General features: G+C 67.6%; 13 protein-coding genes. 6 read left to right on the forward strand and 7 right to left on the reverse strand.

Going from position 1 to position 14,043, the window contains the following annotated elements; translation table 11 throughout:
* Positions 1-22: 22 nt before the first annotated feature.
* From dxr to pyrH, 5 genes are read right to left on the reverse strand one after another with little or no spacing between them, the layout of a single operon-like run.
* Positions 23-1,207, reverse strand: coding sequence for a 1-deoxy-D-xylulose-5-phosphate reductoisomerase (gene dxr / locus B5V46_RS09610; protein WP_080616403.1), 1,185 nt, complete (start codon positions 1,205-1,207; stop codon positions 23-25).
* Between the two features lie 5 nt (positions 1,208-1,212).
* Positions 1,213-2,007, reverse strand: a complete 795-nt coding sequence (locus tag B5V46_RS09615; RefSeq protein WP_080616404.1) for a phosphatidate cytidylyltransferase — start codon at positions 2,005-2,007, stop codon at positions 1,213-1,215.
* On the reverse strand, positions 2,007-2,732 hold the full coding sequence (uppS, locus tag B5V46_RS09620) for a polyprenyl diphosphate synthase (protein ID WP_369822774.1): 726 nt from the start codon (positions 2,730-2,732) through the stop codon (positions 2,007-2,009). Before uppS ends, B5V46_RS09615 begins: the two co-directional genes overlap by 1 nt.
* 36 nt (positions 2,733-2,768) lie before the next feature.
* The gene (gene frr, locus B5V46_RS09625; RefSeq protein ID WP_080616405.1) at positions 2,769-3,335 is read right to left on the reverse strand and encodes a ribosome recycling factor; all 567 of its coding nucleotides are present in this window, start codon (positions 3,333-3,335) and stop codon (positions 2,769-2,771) included.
* 51 nt (positions 3,336-3,386) lie between these two features.
* Entirely contained in the window at positions 3,387-4,124 is a 738-nt protein-coding gene (gene pyrH, locus B5V46_RS09630; protein ID WP_042461993.1) for a UMP kinase, read from the reverse strand.
* 42 nt (positions 4,125-4,166) lie between these two features.
* Between pyrH and miaA the strand changes: the two genes are divergently transcribed.
* From miaA to B5V46_RS09660, 6 genes are all read left to right on the forward strand, one after another.
* Positions 4,167-5,090: a tRNA (adenosine(37)-N6)-dimethylallyltransferase MiaA gene (gene miaA / locus B5V46_RS09635; protein ID WP_080616406.1), complete on the forward strand. Its 924-nt coding sequence runs from the start codon at positions 4,167-4,169 to the stop codon at positions 5,088-5,090.
* A gap of 100 nt (positions 5,091-5,190) precedes the next feature.
* Positions 5,191-5,979, forward strand: a complete 789-nt coding sequence (locus B5V46_RS09640) for an AraC family transcriptional regulator (RefSeq protein WP_080616407.1) — start codon at positions 5,191-5,193, stop codon at positions 5,977-5,979.
* A gap of 333 nt (positions 5,980-6,312) precedes the next feature.
* Positions 6,313-7,965 carry an ABC transporter substrate-binding protein gene (locus B5V46_RS09645; protein WP_080616408.1) on the forward strand — a complete coding sequence of 551 codons (1,653 nt, stop codon included), beginning with the start codon at positions 6,313-6,315 and terminating at the stop codon, positions 7,963-7,965.
* A gap of 36 nt (positions 7,966-8,001) precedes the next feature.
* Positions 8,002-9,057 (forward strand): ABC transporter permease, encoded by a 1,056-nt coding sequence (locus tag B5V46_RS09650; protein WP_080618007.1) that lies wholly within the window; start codon positions 8,002-8,004, stop codon positions 9,055-9,057.
* Positions 9,058-9,067: 10 nt separating this feature from the next.
* Positions 9,068-10,486, forward strand: coding sequence for an ABC transporter permease (locus B5V46_RS09655; protein ID WP_080616409.1), 1,419 nt, complete (start codon positions 9,068-9,070; stop codon positions 10,484-10,486).
* Positions 10,487-10,540: 54 nt separating this feature from the next.
* Positions 10,541-12,622: a dipeptide ABC transporter ATP-binding protein gene (locus tag B5V46_RS09660; protein ID WP_080616410.1), complete on the forward strand. Its 2,082-nt coding sequence runs from the start codon at positions 10,541-10,543 to the stop codon at positions 12,620-12,622.
* A gap of 391 nt (positions 12,623-13,013) precedes the next feature.
* Here B5V46_RS09660 and rpsI read toward each other — a convergent pair whose 3' ends face one another.
* Positions 13,014-13,505: a 30S ribosomal protein S9 gene (gene rpsI / locus B5V46_RS09665; protein ID WP_080616411.1), complete on the reverse strand. Its 492-nt coding sequence runs from the start codon at positions 13,503-13,505 to the stop codon at positions 13,014-13,016.
* Positions 13,505-13,969, reverse strand: a complete 465-nt coding sequence (gene rplM / locus B5V46_RS09670) for a 50S ribosomal protein L13 (RefSeq protein WP_042461976.1) — start codon at positions 13,967-13,969, stop codon at positions 13,505-13,507. Before rplM ends, rpsI begins: the two co-directional genes overlap by 1 nt.
* Between the last annotated feature and the right edge of the window lie 74 nt (positions 13,970-14,043).

The raw sequence follows: 14,043 nt of genomic DNA on the forward strand, positions 1-14,043 counted from the left end.
TGACTTCCAGCCTTGTTCTGGTTCAGTTCGGCATCGACCGGACGGTCCGCGCGGCCTCTTCCCGTGCCAGATGGTCCACCCGCAGCACGTTCTCAAGGTCGAGCTCCGAATTCATCAGAGCGGTATCGGCGGAAAGCCGGTCCAGGACCGCGGCCACCACGTCCGACATCTGGGTGAACCCGATCTCGCGCGCGAGGAAGGCGTCGAGCGCGGCTTCCTTGGCCGCATTGAACACCGCCCCGGTCATGCCACCGGCCTCCATCACCTCGCGCGCAATCCTGAGCGCGGGCCAGCGCGTCTCGCAGGCCGGACGGAAGCTGAGCTGGCCGATCCTGGCCAGATCGAGCCGCTCGACCGGGAGCGCCCGGCGCTCGGGCCAGTTCAGCGCATAGCCGATGGCATGGCGCATGTCATGCGGTCCGACATGGGCCATGATCGCGCCGTCGCGATAGCCCACCATGGCGTGGATCAGGGATTCCGGGTGGACCAGAGCCTCGATCTTCGAAGGTGCGATCCCGAAATATTCCTTGGTTTCAATCAGCTCCATGCCCTTGTTGAACATGGAGGCGGAATCGATGGTGATGCGTCGTCCCATCGACCAGTTCGGATGCGACGAGGCCTGTTCGGGCGTGGCCCTGGCCAGATCCTCGATCGGCCAGTCCCGGAAGGCGCCACCCGAGGCTGTGATGATCACCCGCTCGACCGCGTCCACATCCTCGCCCAGCAGCGCCTGGAACACCGCCGAATGCTCGCTGTCGACCGGCAGCACCCGTGCCCCATGGGCCTTGGCAGTCCCAAGCAGCAAGGGCCCGGCCGCGACCAGGCTTTCCTTGTTGGCCAGCGCCAGCGTCGTGCCATGTTCGAGGGCGCGCAGCCCCGGTGCCAGCCCGGCAAAGCCCACGATGGCCGACATGAACCAGTCGGCGGGGCGGGCAGCCGCCTCGATCAGCGCGGCTGGACCTGCCGCCGCCTCGACCCCCGAGCCGGCCAGGGCGGCCCTCAGATCGTCCAGACAGTCGACGAAGGCGGTCACGGCCAGATCGGCCTTCAGCGCAATGGCCTGCTCGGCCAGGCGTTTCACGTTCCGACCGCCGGTCAGCGCGACGATATCATAGGCCCCGGCCCCGCCCTGCCGTGTCAGAAGGTCGATGGTGTTCTCGCCGATCGAGCCGGTCGCACCGAATACGGTGATCCGCCGTCTTTGCATGCCGTTCAGAACCTCACTTCAGGGACATAGACAAGCTGAGCCACCAGAAGCATGAACAGGGAGGCGCCCAGCAGACCGTCGAACCTGTCGAACAATCCGCCATGGCCGGGCAAGAGCGAGGAGCTGTCTTTCACGCCGACGCGGCGTTTTAGCGCGCTTTCGGCGGCATCGCCCATCTGGCTGGCGAAGGACAATGCCATCGAGATCCAGGGCAGATCGGGACCCGCCGTGGTGAAGCTGAGGAAGATCAGACCGATCAGCATCGCCGCGAACCAGCCGCCCAGAATCCCCGACCAGGTCTTCTTGGGGCTGACCTTCGGCCAGAATTTCGGCCCGCCGATGAAACGGCCCGCGAAATATCCCGCAACATCGGTCGCGATCACCACGAGGATCAGCCAGACCAGCCATACGATGCCGTGATCGGCGCGGAAGCTCGCAAGCCCGTAGCCCGTGACCAGCATCGCCATCGCGAAGGCCAGATAGATGCCGCGGTCGCGTGGCAGTTGCCAGGCGCCGATCACGCAGGGAATGGCCAGAAGCGGGAAGGCCGCATAGGGGGGCAGAAGCCAGGCGACCATCACCGTGGCACCCGAGACCAGCGCCATCTGGATCGGCAGCCGTCCGGCCGCGCCGGGCACCATCATCCGCGTCAGTTCCCAGACCATCGTGCCCGAGACCAGCGCCGCCAGCCCGGTGAACCAGACCCCGCCCAGCCAGACCGCCAGGATACCAATGGTCGCCATCACCACTGCCGACCCGAGACGGGGCAGCAGATCTTCCCAGGACCCACCCGAAGCCATCAGCTCAATACCGCTCCATAGCGCCGCTCGCGCGTGCCGTAATTGCCGACGATCTCGGCGAAATGCGCCGCCGTGAAATCGGGCCAGAGCACGGGCGTGAATTCATATTCCGCATAGGCCGACTGCCACAGCAGAAAGTTCGAGATCCGCGCCTCGCCAGAGGTCCGGATCACCAGATCGGGGTCGGGCAGGAGGCAGGTGTCGAGGAAATGCGCCAGCGTCTCGGCATCGACATCCTCGGGATCGAGCCGCCCGGCCGCCACCTCGCGGGCGAGCCGCTTGGTGGCACGCGCAACCTCGTCGCGGCCGCCATAATTGATCGCGACCGTCAGGTTCACCAGATCGTTGCCGGCGGTGAGCTCTTCCAGCGCATGCATCATGCCGACCAGCTTGGGATCGAGCCGGTCGCGGTCGCCGATGAAGCGCACCCGCACGCCCTTTTCCAGAAGCGCCGTCGCCTCCTTCTGGATGTAGCGGCGGAACAGCGTCATCAGGCCCGTGACCTCGACCTGGGTCCGGCGCCAGTTCTCGGTCGAGAAGGCGAAGATCGTCAGGTAGCGGATGCCGAGATCGGGGCAGGCCTCGACGATCTCGCGCACCCGGCGCGCCCCGGCCTGATGGCCGAAGAGACGCGGCCGGCCGCGCATCTGGGCCCAGCGGCCATTGCCGTCCATGATGACGGCGACATGGGCGGGCCCGCTCTGGTTGCTGTCCTTCGCGGCCACGCCGCCCCCTTTCCGCCCCTGCGGGACCGATTGCAGTCAGACCTGCATGATCTCCTGCTGCTTGGTCTCGAGCGCCTTGTCGACCTGGGCGATATACCTGTCGGTCAGGGACTGGATCTCGTCATGCCAGATCTTGTTGTCATCCTCGCCCATGCCGGCCGCCTTGGCCTTCTTGAGCTGCTCCATGCCGTCGCGGCGCACGTTGCGCACGGCCACGCGGGCCTGTTCGGCATATTGGGCCGCGACCTTGGTCAGCTCGCGGCGGCGCTCTTCGTTCAGCTCGGGGATCGGCAGCATGATGATGGTGCCGTTGGTCTGCGGATTGATCCCGAGCCCCGATTCCATGATCGCCTTCTCGACCTTGTTCACCATCGACTTGTCCCAGACATTGATGGTGACCATGCGCGGCTCGGGCACGTTGACCGTGCCCACCTGGTTGATCGGGGTCGGCGTGCCATAGGCCTCGACCGTGACGGGGTCAAGCATGCTGGCCGAGGCGCGCCCTGTCCGGAGCGAGGAAAACTCGTGCTTGAGCGACGCCATCGCGCCGTCCATCCGGCGGGTCAGGTCGTCAAGGTCGATATCCAGCTCGTCTTCCGCCATGGTCTTTCTTCCCGTTGCCTCGTGGTGTCGCGTGTTTTGGTTGCTATACCGCTATCCGTGCACGATTGTATAGGTGCCTTGCCCGGCTAGGATGCCGCGGAACCCGCCCGGCTCGTCCAGGCTGAAGACGATGATCGGCAGGTCGTTGTCGCGCGCCAGAGCGATCGCCGAGGCATCCATCACCTTGAGATTCTTCACCAGACAGTCGTCATAGCTGATCTCGTCATAGCGCACGGCATCGTCATGCTTGACCGGGTCCTTGTCATAGACCCCGTCGACCTTGGTGCCCTTGAAGATCGCCTCGCAGGCCATCTCGTTGGCGCGCAGCGTCGCGGCGGTATCGGTGGTGAAATAGGGGTTCCCGGTGCCCGCGGCGAAGATGATCACCCGCTTCTTTTCCAGATGGCGGACGGCGCGGCGGCGGATATAGGGCTCAGCCACCTCATCCATCCGGATCGCCGAGACCACCCGGCAGAAAACGCCCATCTCCTCCAGCGCCGACTGCATCGCCAGCGCGTTCATCACGGTCGCCAGCATCCCCATGTAATCGGCGGTGGTCCGCTCCATGCCCTGGGCCGAGCCCTGCAGCCCGCGGAAGATGTTGCCGCCGCCGATCACCATGCAGATCTCGACGCCGAGATCGCGCACCGCCTTGACCTCGCGCGCGATGCGCTCGACCGTCGGCGGGTGAAGACCATAGCCCTGATCGCCCATCAGAGCTTCGCCGGAGATTTTCAGAAGCACGCGGTTATAGGCCGGCTTCGGTTGATCGGCGCTGCCGTCGCTCATATGGTCTGCCTCTGTTTTCAGGAATGTCAGTCGGGCGGCACCATGTCGGAAAAGCGGGGCGGGTTCAACGCCCAACAGGCCGGAACCGGGGCAGCAGGGCTGCCCGATCTCGACCCGGCGCGGCCGGTCCTGATCGCGGGGCCGACCGCCAGCGGCAAGTCGGCGCTGGCGCTGGCCATCGCCGGGGCGCAGGGCGGCGTGATCGTCAATGCCGATGCGCTGCAGGTGTTCGAGGGCTGGCAGGTGCTGACCGCCCGCCCCACGCCCGACGAAGAAGCCAGCGTGCCGCATGCGCTTTACGGCCATGTCCCCTTCACGGCGGACTATTCGGTCGGTCACTGGCTGCGCGATCTGGCGCCCCTGTTGCGGGGCCCCGAACGCCCGATCGTGGTCGGCGGCACCGGGCTTTACTTCACCGCGCTGACCGAGGGTCTGGCCGAGATCCCGCCGACCCCGCCCGAGATCCGGGCCGAGGCCGACCGGCGTCTGGCCGCGGAGGGGCCTGAGGCGCTGCTGGGCGCGCTCGACCCCGCCACGCTGGCGCGGATCGACCGGCTGAACCCGGTCCGGGTCCAGCGCGCCTGGGAGGTCCAGTGCGCAACCGGCCGCGGGCTTGCCGCCTGGCAGGACGAGACCCCGCCCCCGCTCCTGCCCCTCGCGGCCGCGCAGCCCCTGGTGATCGAGGCCGGCCGCGACTGGCTGAACGCCCGGATCGATGCGCGCTTCGAGCGGATGATCGCGGAAGGCGCGCTGGAGGAGGTCCGCGCCAACCTGCCCCGCTGGGATCCGGCGCTGCTGTCGGCCAAGGCCATCGGCGCGCCCGATCTGGTGGCATATCTGCATGGCGAAATCCCGCTTGCCGAGGCCGTGTCGTCCGCCAAGACCGCCTCGCGCCAATATGCCAAGCGACAGCGCAGTTGGTTCCGCTCGCGGCTGGGAGGCTGGCCGCGCTGGCCTGCGGGCTGAACCGCCCTTCCCGGCCGGGCACGCTTTACCGGCCCTCCGAATCGGACCAAGATCGGCGCGCCAGACGCCTTGCGCGCCCTTGCACCCGGGATTTTCCTTTATGTCGCTGTTCTCCGAACTTCGCCTGGTTCCGTTCTCGCGCCTGACCAATGGCAGCCGGTGGCGGGTCGAGGCGATGCGGAGCTATTCCGCGCCGCAACTGCTCTGGATCACCAAGGGCCAGGGCCGGATCACCGTCGGCGGCGTCACCCGGGGCTATGGTGCCCATAACGCCGTGTTCATCCCGGCGCACACCATGCATGGCTTCGAGATGACAAGCCAGGTCTACGGCACCGGCATCGTCTTCGCCGATCTGCCCGCTATCGAACTGCCAGACGGGCCGCATCACCTGCGCATCCGCGACGGCGCGGTGCAGGCCGAACTGACGTTTCTGGTCGAGAGCCTGCAGCGCGAGCTCGAGGGCAGACGGCCCGAGGCCCGGCGCGCGATCCGGCATCTGGCGGGGCTGGTCTCGGTCTGGCTCGACCGCCAGATCGCCCTGGACGAGGCCGCCACCGGCCGCCCGGATCCGGCGCGCCGGCTGGCCTCGGGCTTCGCCGCGCTGGTCGAGAAGGAATTCCGCTCGGCCAAGTCCGTTTCGGACTATGCCGCCGCCCTCGGCGTGACGCCCACCCATCTGACGCGGGTCTGCAACCGCACCTGCGGGCGCAGCGCCTCCGAACTTCTGGCCGAACGCAAGATCAGCGAGGCAAGGCGGCTTCTGGCCGATACCCGGGCTCCGATCAAGGAGATCGCCTCGGCGCTCGGCTATGCCTCGCCCGCCTATTTCACCCGCGCCTTCCAGGCCCGGGCGGGCGCCTCGCCAAGCCGGTTCCGCAAGGGGCACTGATGCAGCGGCCCCATCGCCCCCGCGACAGGGGGCTGCTGGACGCGCCAGGGCGCGGCCGCCTCCCCGCGCGCGGCTGTTCCCGGCTCCGAAGCCGAGGCTTGCATCGCGGCGGGATGTCGTCTTTGCTGAGCCATATGCCGTGAAATGGCCGGACGCCGGGAAGGTCCGGACGATCGCGGCGCCCCATCCCCGCGCGCGGGCCGCGCGCGATCAGAGCCCCGGCGCGCGGCCCGCGCGCGATCAGAACCTCAGCGTGCGGCCCGCACGCGGCCGGGCCAAGCCGGACCGGCCCCTCGCGCCAGGTCCGGCGCATTCGACAGGGAGATCCGAGCCATGACCACGCCGTCCGACCGCCCCGACCAGGCCCATCCGGCCGCAGAGCTTTATGCGCGCGAATATCGCGCGGGGCTGATGGACCGGCGCGAGTTTCTCGGCCGGGCGACGGCGCTGGGCCTGAGCGCGGGTGCAGCCTACGGGCTGATCGGCCGGCCCGCGCCCGCCCGCGCCCAGCCCGCGCCCCGTCGCGGCGGCACGCTGCGGATCCAGATGGATTGCCGCGCGCTTTCCGACCCGCGGACCTATGACTGGTCGGAAAAGGCCAACGAGACACGCGGCATCGTCGAATACCTGGCCGAGCTGAACCCCGACGGCACGCTGCGCCCGATGCTCTTGGAAAGCTGGCAGGCCAATGAGGACGCCACCGAATACACGCTGAAGCTTCGCCCCGGCGTGACCTGGAACACGGGCGAGGCCTTCACCGCCGAGGATGTGGCAGCAAACCTCGCGGGCTGGTGCGACAGCTCGGTCGAGGGCAATTCCATGCCCTCGCGGATGGCGGCCATGGTCGAGAACGGCCAGGCCGCCGAGGGTGCCATCGAGATCGTCGACGCGCTGACCGTCCGGCTGCACCTGCTGCGCCCCGACGGCACGCTGATGTTCGGCATGGCCGATTACCCGGCCGCGGTGATGCATCGCGACTGGATCGGCACCTCGGTCGCCGATCACGGCATCGGCACCGGCGCCTACATGTTCGAGGAGTTCAAGGTCGGCGAGCGCATCGTGCTGGTCCGCAATCCCGGGCACAGCTACTGGGGCGACGGCGCCTGGCTCGACCGGGTCGAGTTTCTCGACTACGGCACCGACCCGGCCGCCTGGCTTGCGGGCGCCGATGCGGGCGAGTTCGACATGACCTACGAGACGGTGTCGGATTTCATCGACATCTTCACCGCGCTGGGCTGGGTCGAGAGCACGGTCGGCACCTCCTCGACCGTGGTGATCCGGACCAATCAGGAGGCCGAGATCGGAGGCGTCCGCCCCTATGCCGATCCGCGCGTGCGCCGGGCGCTGGCACTGGCGGTCGACAATGCGGTGCCGCTCGAGCTGGGGATCTCGGGACGCGGGCGGGAATCGCGCAACAACTTCCATGTCACGCCGGGGGTGCATCCGGACTATGCCGAGATCGAGGCCCACCGGCAGGACATCCCCGAGGCGCTCCGGCTGATGCAGGAGGCCGGGATGACGGATTACGAACACGAACTGATCTCGATCGATGACGATTACCGCAAGAACACCACCGATGCCGTCGCCGCACAGCTTCGCGATGCCGGCTTCAAGGTGCGGCGGACGGTGCTGCCCGGCTCGACCTTCTGGAACGACTGGACCAAATATCCGTTCTCCTCGACCAACTGGAGCCATCGCGAGACCGGCATCCAGATGCTGAACCTCGCCTATCGCTCGACCGCGGCCTGGAACGAGACCGGCTTCCGCAATGCCGAATTCGACGCGCTGCTGGACGAGGCGACCGCCATTGCCGACGATACCGCGCGGCGCGCGGTGATGGCGAAGCTGGAACGGATGATGGTCGAGGAGGGCGTCGCGATCATCCCCTATTTCCGCTCGCTCTACCGCCATGCCCGCGAGGGCGTGCTCAATGCCGGGATGCATCCGAAATACGAGATCAACATCCATCATCTGGGCTGGGCCTGATCCGGAGCGATGGCCGGGGAAGGCACACAGGCCGGACTGGCCGGTTTCATCCTGAGGCGTCTGGGCGGTCTGGCGCTGAGCGCGCTTTGCATGAGCTTCCTCGTCTTTCTGCTGACCAATCTCGCGCCCAATCTCGAGAAGCTCGCCAAGACCCAGGCCGGCACGCGGATCACCGATGCCGAGGTCGCGGGCTGGCTCGAGAAGAACGGCTATGCCGAACCGATGCTGAGGCGCTATGGCGAATGGCTGGGCGTGCTGCCTGCGGCAACCGCGACCGATGCGGCGGGACAGATCCTGGGCGGGCGCTGTCTGCGCGGCCATCCCGGCCTCGCGCCTGCGGCCGTCCCGCGCTTTTGCGGCGTATTGCAGGGCGACTGGGGCTATTCGACCAAGTTCCGGCAGCCGGTGGCCGGGGTGATCGCCGAGCGGCTGAAGCGGACCGGGGTGCTGATGGGCTGGGCCTTCGCGGTAATGGTTCCGCTTGCGCTGGTCATCGGGGTGCTGGCGGGCATGCGCGAGGGCTCGGCGCTCGACCGCGGGCTGTCGACGGTCTCGATCGCCACGACCTCGACGCCGGAATATGTCTCGGGGGTGATTTTCGTCGCACTCTTCGCTTCGTCCATGGTCGGGCTGAAATGGTTCACGGGCTCAGCGAAGTCGGCGGTCGACGGGGTGACCTTCCGGAACTTCACCCTGCCGGTCGTGACGGTGGCGCTTTACGGCATGGGCTATATCGCCCGGATGACGCGGGCCTCGATGGCCGAGGTGATGACGGCGCAATATATCCGCACCGCCTGGCTGAAGGGGCTGAGCTTTCGCGCCGTGGTGCTGCGCCACGCGCTGCGGAACGCTCTGATCGCGCCCTTCACGGTGATCATGCTGCAATTTCCCTGGCTTCTGACGGGGGTGGTGATCGTCGAGGCGCTGTTCGTCTATCCGGGCTTCGGCGATGCGCTGGTCCAGGGCGCGCAGAACAACGATATCGACCTGTTGCTGGCGATCTCGGTGGTGGCGGTGATCGTGGTGCTGGCAACCCAGCTTCTGTCCGATATCGGCTATGCGCTCCTGAACCCGCGGATCCGCGTGGCATGAGAGGGACGGGATGGAGCGGCTGAGCTGGACCGGTGGCCTCGGCCCCTGGCTGGTTCCCGTACTCGGGGCCGCACTGATTGCCCTGGCACTGGCGGCGCTGGCCCATCCGCTGGCGCTGCTGGCCGCGGGCCGAGGCGGCGGCGCCGGGCCGGAGGCCGCGCGAACCGGGCCGGGCATCGCGGTGCGGGTGACGGGCGGGCTCTTGCGGCTGTCGCTCCGGGCGGTTGCGGCGGTGCTCGTGGCATTCCTGATCGGAGGGATCCTGGCGTCGCCCGAGGCGAAGGGCATCCTGGGGCGGATCGCGACCCGGCTCTGGCCGGTCTGGCTGTCGCTGGGGGCGAGCTTCGCGCTGATCGCCCTGTTTCGGCGACGGCTCGGGCTGCTCGGCCACCTGCTGGCAAATCCCGCCGGTGCCGTCGGGCTCGGGCTGGTGGTGTTCTGGGTCTTCGTCGCGCTTTTCGCCGGTCAGATCGCGCCCTTCGACCCGGTCACCGACGTGATCGCGGGCATGAAGAACAAGCCCCCCGGCACCCCCCTGCCCGGTTCTGACGGCACGGCCTATGGCTATTATCTTCTCGGCGGCGACGCGCTTGCGCGCGATGTCTTCTCGCGCGCGGTGAGCGGCGCGCGGGTGGTGCTGGCGATTGCGCCCGCCGCGACCGTCTTCGCCTTCATGGTGGGGATCACGCTCGGGCTACCAGCCGGCTATCTCGGCGGACGCCTGGATGCGGGCCTCACCTTTCTTGCCAATCTGGTACTGGCCTTCCCGGTGATCCTGCTCTTCTTCCTGCTGGTGACGCCCGAGATCGTGGCGATGGGCGTGCCCCGCTACATGGCGGGGGTGCTGTTCCTGTTCCCGCTGATCTTCCTGACGATCCTGTGGAATGCGCGCTTCCGGACCCGGCCGCGCCTTTGCGCCGGGCTGATCGCGGCGACGCTGGCGCTGGGCGGCTGGCTTTATGCCGGACTCGCCTGGAGCGCCGATCCGCTGGGGATCCTCGCCTTGCCCCCGGGGGCGCTGATCGTCTTCGTCTCGGTGGTCTTCGTCAATGCGCCGTCGGTGTTCCGGATCATGCGCGGCCTGACGCTCGATCTGCGCGCCCGCGATTACGTGGCCGCCGCGCAAACCCGTGGCGAGGGGGCGTGGTACATCATGCTGTGGGAGATCCTGCCCAATGCGCGCGGGCCGCTCCTTGTCGATTTCTGCCTCCGGATCGGCTACACCACCATCCTGCTCGGCACGCTCGGCTTCTTCGGTCTCGGCCTGCCCCCCGAGAGCCCCGACTGGGGCACCTCGATCAATGCCGGCCGGGGTCTTCTGCAATTCGTGCCATTTCCACCCCTGGTGCCCGCCATCGCGATCATGAGCCTGGTTCTGGGCCTGAACCTGCTTGCGGACGGGCTCCGCGAGGAAAGCCTGAAGGAATGACACGATGACGAATTTTCGTCGAAAATTCGCGCCCCATACCGGGCGGATCGGCAGATGACCGAGCCGCTCCTTGTCATCGACCGGTTGTCCATCGGCTTTTCCTCGCGCAAGGGCGACATTCCCGCGGTCGAGGCTTTCTCGCTCTCGATCCGCGCTGGCGAGGCGGTCGGGCTCGTGGGCGAATCCGGCTGCGGCAAATCCACGGTCGCGCTCGGGATCCTGCGCGATCTCGGCCCGAGTGGCCGCATCACCGGCGGCACGATCCGCTTTCGCGGACGCGACCTCGGCCAGCTTCCGGCCAATGAGCTTCGCCGCATCCGCGGCAACGAAATCGCGATGGTCTACCAGGAGCCGATGGCGAGCCTCAATCCTGCGATGCGGATCGGCCGCCAGCTGATGGAGGTGCCGATGGTGCATGCCGGCGCCTCGCGCGCCGAGGCCAGGGCTTTGGCCGAGGCGATGGTCGCCGATGTCGGCCTGCCCGATCCCGCCCGCATCCTGAATGCCTATCCGCATCAGCTTTCGGGCGGCCAGCAACAGCGGATCGTGATCGCGATGGCGCTGATGTCGCGCCCGGCCCTTCTGATCCTCGACGAACCGACCACCGCGCTCGACGTGACCGTCGAGGCCGCCATCATCGATCTGATACGCGGCCTGGGCCGGAAATACGGCACCGCCCTTCTCTTCATCTCGCACAATCTCGGCCTGATATGCGAGGTCTGCGACCGGATCTGCGTCATGTATTCGGGTGAGGCCGTCGAGCACGGCCCGGTGCGGTCCGTCTTCGAGCGGATGCGTCACCCCTATTCCCAGGCGCTGTTCCGCGCGATCCCGCGGCCCGGCACTGACAAGACCTCAGAGCGGCTCGAGACCATCCCCGGCCGCTTCCTGATGCCGCAGGACCGCCCCCGCGGCTGCAATTTCGCGCCCCGCTGCGCCCATGCCATCCCCGGGCTCTGCGACGCGACCGAAATCTCCATGCGGCCAGTGCCCGACGCCACGGGCCTCCCGGGCGGCCATGAGGCGCGGTGCCTCCGTTTCGAGGAGATCGACTGGCAAAGCCGCGCGAGCGCCCCCGCAAACCCGCCCCAAGGCGAAATCGGGCCGCCGGTTCTGACCGTCACCGATTTGCGGAAATATTACGAAATCTCGTCCGGAGGCCTGTTCGGGCGCCGCCGACCTGCGCTCATCCGTGCCAACGAGAGGCTCAGTTTCGAGGCCCGCACCGCCGAGACGCTTGCCATCGTCGGCGAATCCGGGTGCGGCAAGTCCACCCTCGCCAGGGTGCTGCTCGGGCTTGAGACCGCGACCGGCGGCCAGGTGCGGCTGCACGGTCGGGACCTGCAGAACACCCCCGTACAGAAGCGCGGGGCCCGGACCGTCGCCGATCTGCAGATGGTGTTCCAGAACCCCTTCGACACGCTCAACCCCGCCCAGCGGGTCGGCCACCAGATCCTGCGCGCGCTCGAGGTCTTCGGCATCGGCAAGACCCGCCGTGCCCGCCGCGCGCGGATGTTCGAACTGCTCGAGCTGGTCGGACTGCCGCGCGACTTCGCCGAGCGGCTGCCGCGCCAGCTCTCGGGCGGACAGAAGCAGCGCGTGGGCATTGCCCGCGCCTTTGCCGGCAATGCCCGCATCGTGGTGGCCGACGAGCCGGTCTCGGCGCTCGATGTCAGCGTGCAGGCAGCGGTGGCGGATCTGCTGATGGAAATCCAGCGCAGCCAGCGGACCACCCTGATCTTCATCTCGCATGATCTCTCGATCGTGCGCTATCTCGCCGACCGGGTGATGGTGATGTATCTCGGCCATGTGGTCGAGATCGGCCTCGCCGCGCAGGTCTTCGCGCCCCCCTATCATCCTTATACCGAGGCGCTGCTCTCGGCCGTGCCGGTCGCCGATACGCGCATAGAGAAGACCCGGATCCTGCTGGAGGGAGAGCTGCCCTCGGCGCTGAACCCGCCGCCCGGTTGCCCGTTCCAGACCCGCTGCCGCTGGGCCCACAGGGTCCCGGACGATCTTTGCAAAAGAAATCTGCCGCCCATGGTCGAGCGCGCGGCCGGCCATTCCATCCTCTGCCACCTTCCGCCCGAGACGCTTGACGAGATGGAGCCGGTTTTCCGAACCGCCCCTGAATAGACGAGAGCCGCCCTCGTCGGCCAGGCGAGGGGCGTCAGGTTCCAGGCGATTGACTTCCGCCCGGCGCAGTCCAGCGACGCGCCGACCACAAGCTCCCCCGGTTGCGAAATAGCGCGCCGGAAGACCTGCCGGGGGCCGGGAAGACCTGCGCAGGCCTGCCGCCTGCAGGACAGAAGGTCCGGATTGTGGCGCAGGCGCGCCCTTTCCAGCACCCCACCGCCACGAGCGCCTCGCACCGGGGGCCGAAGCCCGCCTTGTCCGTTCGTTCCGGCGATCTGCAGCGCGAGAGAGCGGCCCGGCGATCCCGCGGGGACACGACCACTGCCCGGCCCGAAACGGAAAAAGGGCCGCACCTTTCGGCACGGCCCTTCGAAATCGGGGGAAACGCGGATCAGCGTTTCGAGAACTGGAAGCTCCGGCGGGCCTTGCGGCGGCCGTATTTCTTCCGTTCCACGACCCGGCTGTCGCGGGTCAGGAAGCCGGCCGCCTTGAGCGCGCCGCGCAGGCTCGGATCGTAAAGCTGCAGCGCCTTCGAGATGCCATGCTTGACCGCACCGGCCTGGCCCGACAGACCGCCGCCGGCAACCGTCGCCATCACGTCGAACTGGTCTTCGACACCGGCCACGGTGAAGGGCTGGCGCAGGATCATCTGCAGCACGGGACGCGCGAAATAGGCGTTGATGTCCTTGCCGTTCACGGTGACCTTGCCGGAACCCGGCTTGATCCAGACACGGGCAACCGCGTCTTTCCGCTTGCCGGTGGCGTAGGCGCGGCCAAACGAATCGCGAACGGGCTCGCGCGGCGCATTCTCGTCAGCCGAAGCGGCAGGCGTGCCGGACACGACCGACTGCAGCTCATCGAGAGATTTGATTTCTTCGGCCATCACGCGCTCCGGGTGTTCTTCGAGTTCATGGACTTGACGTCCAGCACTTCGGGATTCTGGGCCTCGTGGGGATGCTCGGCCCCGGCATAGACGCGCAGATTGGTCATCTGCTGGCGGCTCAGGCGATTGCCCGGCAGCATGCGCTTGACCGCAGCCGTCACGACGCGCTCGGGATGGGCGCCTTCGAGGATCTGCGCGGCAGTGCGGTGCTTGATGCCGCCCGGATGGCCGGTATGCCAGTAGTATTTCTTGTCGCTGCGCTTCTTGCCCGTCATCTGCACCTTGTCGGCGTTGATGACGATCACGTTGTCGCCCATGTCCATGTGAGGCGTGAAGGACGGCTTGTGCTTGCCGCGCAGACGCATGGCGATGATCGAGGCGAGACGGCCGAGAACGACGCCCTCGGCGTCGATCACGATCCATTTCTTCTCGATATCCGCCGGGGTAGCGGTAAAGGTTTTCATTGGCTCTGCCCTGTATCGGCTGAAAGATCGGCCCGGAAACGGCGGACCGCTCCGGAACTCGGATGGACGCTTTC

Origin of the sequence: Rhodovulum sp. MB263 (assembly GCF_002073975.1) — a bacterium.
Classification (GTDB): Bacteria; Pseudomonadota; Alphaproteobacteria; order Rhodobacterales; family Rhodobacteraceae; genus Rhodovulum.

Excerpts from the sequence above, each read along its gene's own strand:
- frr (WP_080616405.1), bottom strand. The coding sequence starts at position 3,335 with ATGGCGGAAGACGAGCTGGATATCGACCTTGACGACCTGACCCGCCGG.
- B5V46_RS09655 (WP_080616409.1), top strand. The coding sequence starts at position 9,068 with ATGGAGCGGCTGAGCTGGACCGGTGGCCTCGGCCCCTGGCTGGTTCCC.
- rplM (WP_042461976.1), bottom strand. The coding sequence starts at position 13,969 with ATGAAAACCTTTACCGCTACCCCGGCGGATATCGAGAAGAAATGGATC.
- B5V46_RS09645 (WP_080616408.1), top strand. The coding sequence starts at position 6,313 with ATGACCACGCCGTCCGACCGCCCCGACCAGGCCCATCCGGCCGCAGAG.
- rpsI (WP_080616411.1), bottom strand. The coding sequence starts at position 13,505 with ATGGCCGAAGAAATCAAATCTCTCGATGAGCTGCAGTCGGTCGTGTCC.
- B5V46_RS09660 (WP_080616410.1), top strand. The coding sequence starts at position 10,541 with ATGACCGAGCCGCTCCTTGTCATCGACCGGTTGTCCATCGGCTTTTCC.
- dxr (WP_080616403.1), bottom strand. The coding sequence starts at position 1,207 with ATGCAAAGACGGCGGATCACCGTATTCGGTGCGACCGGCTCGATCGGC.
- B5V46_RS09640 (WP_080616407.1), top strand. The coding sequence starts at position 5,191 with ATGTCGCTGTTCTCCGAACTTCGCCTGGTTCCGTTCTCGCGCCTGACC.
- miaA (WP_080616406.1), top strand. The coding sequence starts at position 4,167 with ATGTCGGAAAAGCGGGGCGGGTTCAACGCCCAACAGGCCGGAACCGGG.
- pyrH (WP_042461993.1), bottom strand. The coding sequence starts at position 4,124 with ATGAGCGACGGCAGCGCCGATCAACCGAAGCCGGCCTATAACCGCGTG.
- B5V46_RS09615 (WP_080616404.1), bottom strand. The coding sequence starts at position 2,007 with ATGGCTTCGGGTGGGTCCTGGGAAGATCTGCTGCCCCGTCTCGGGTCG.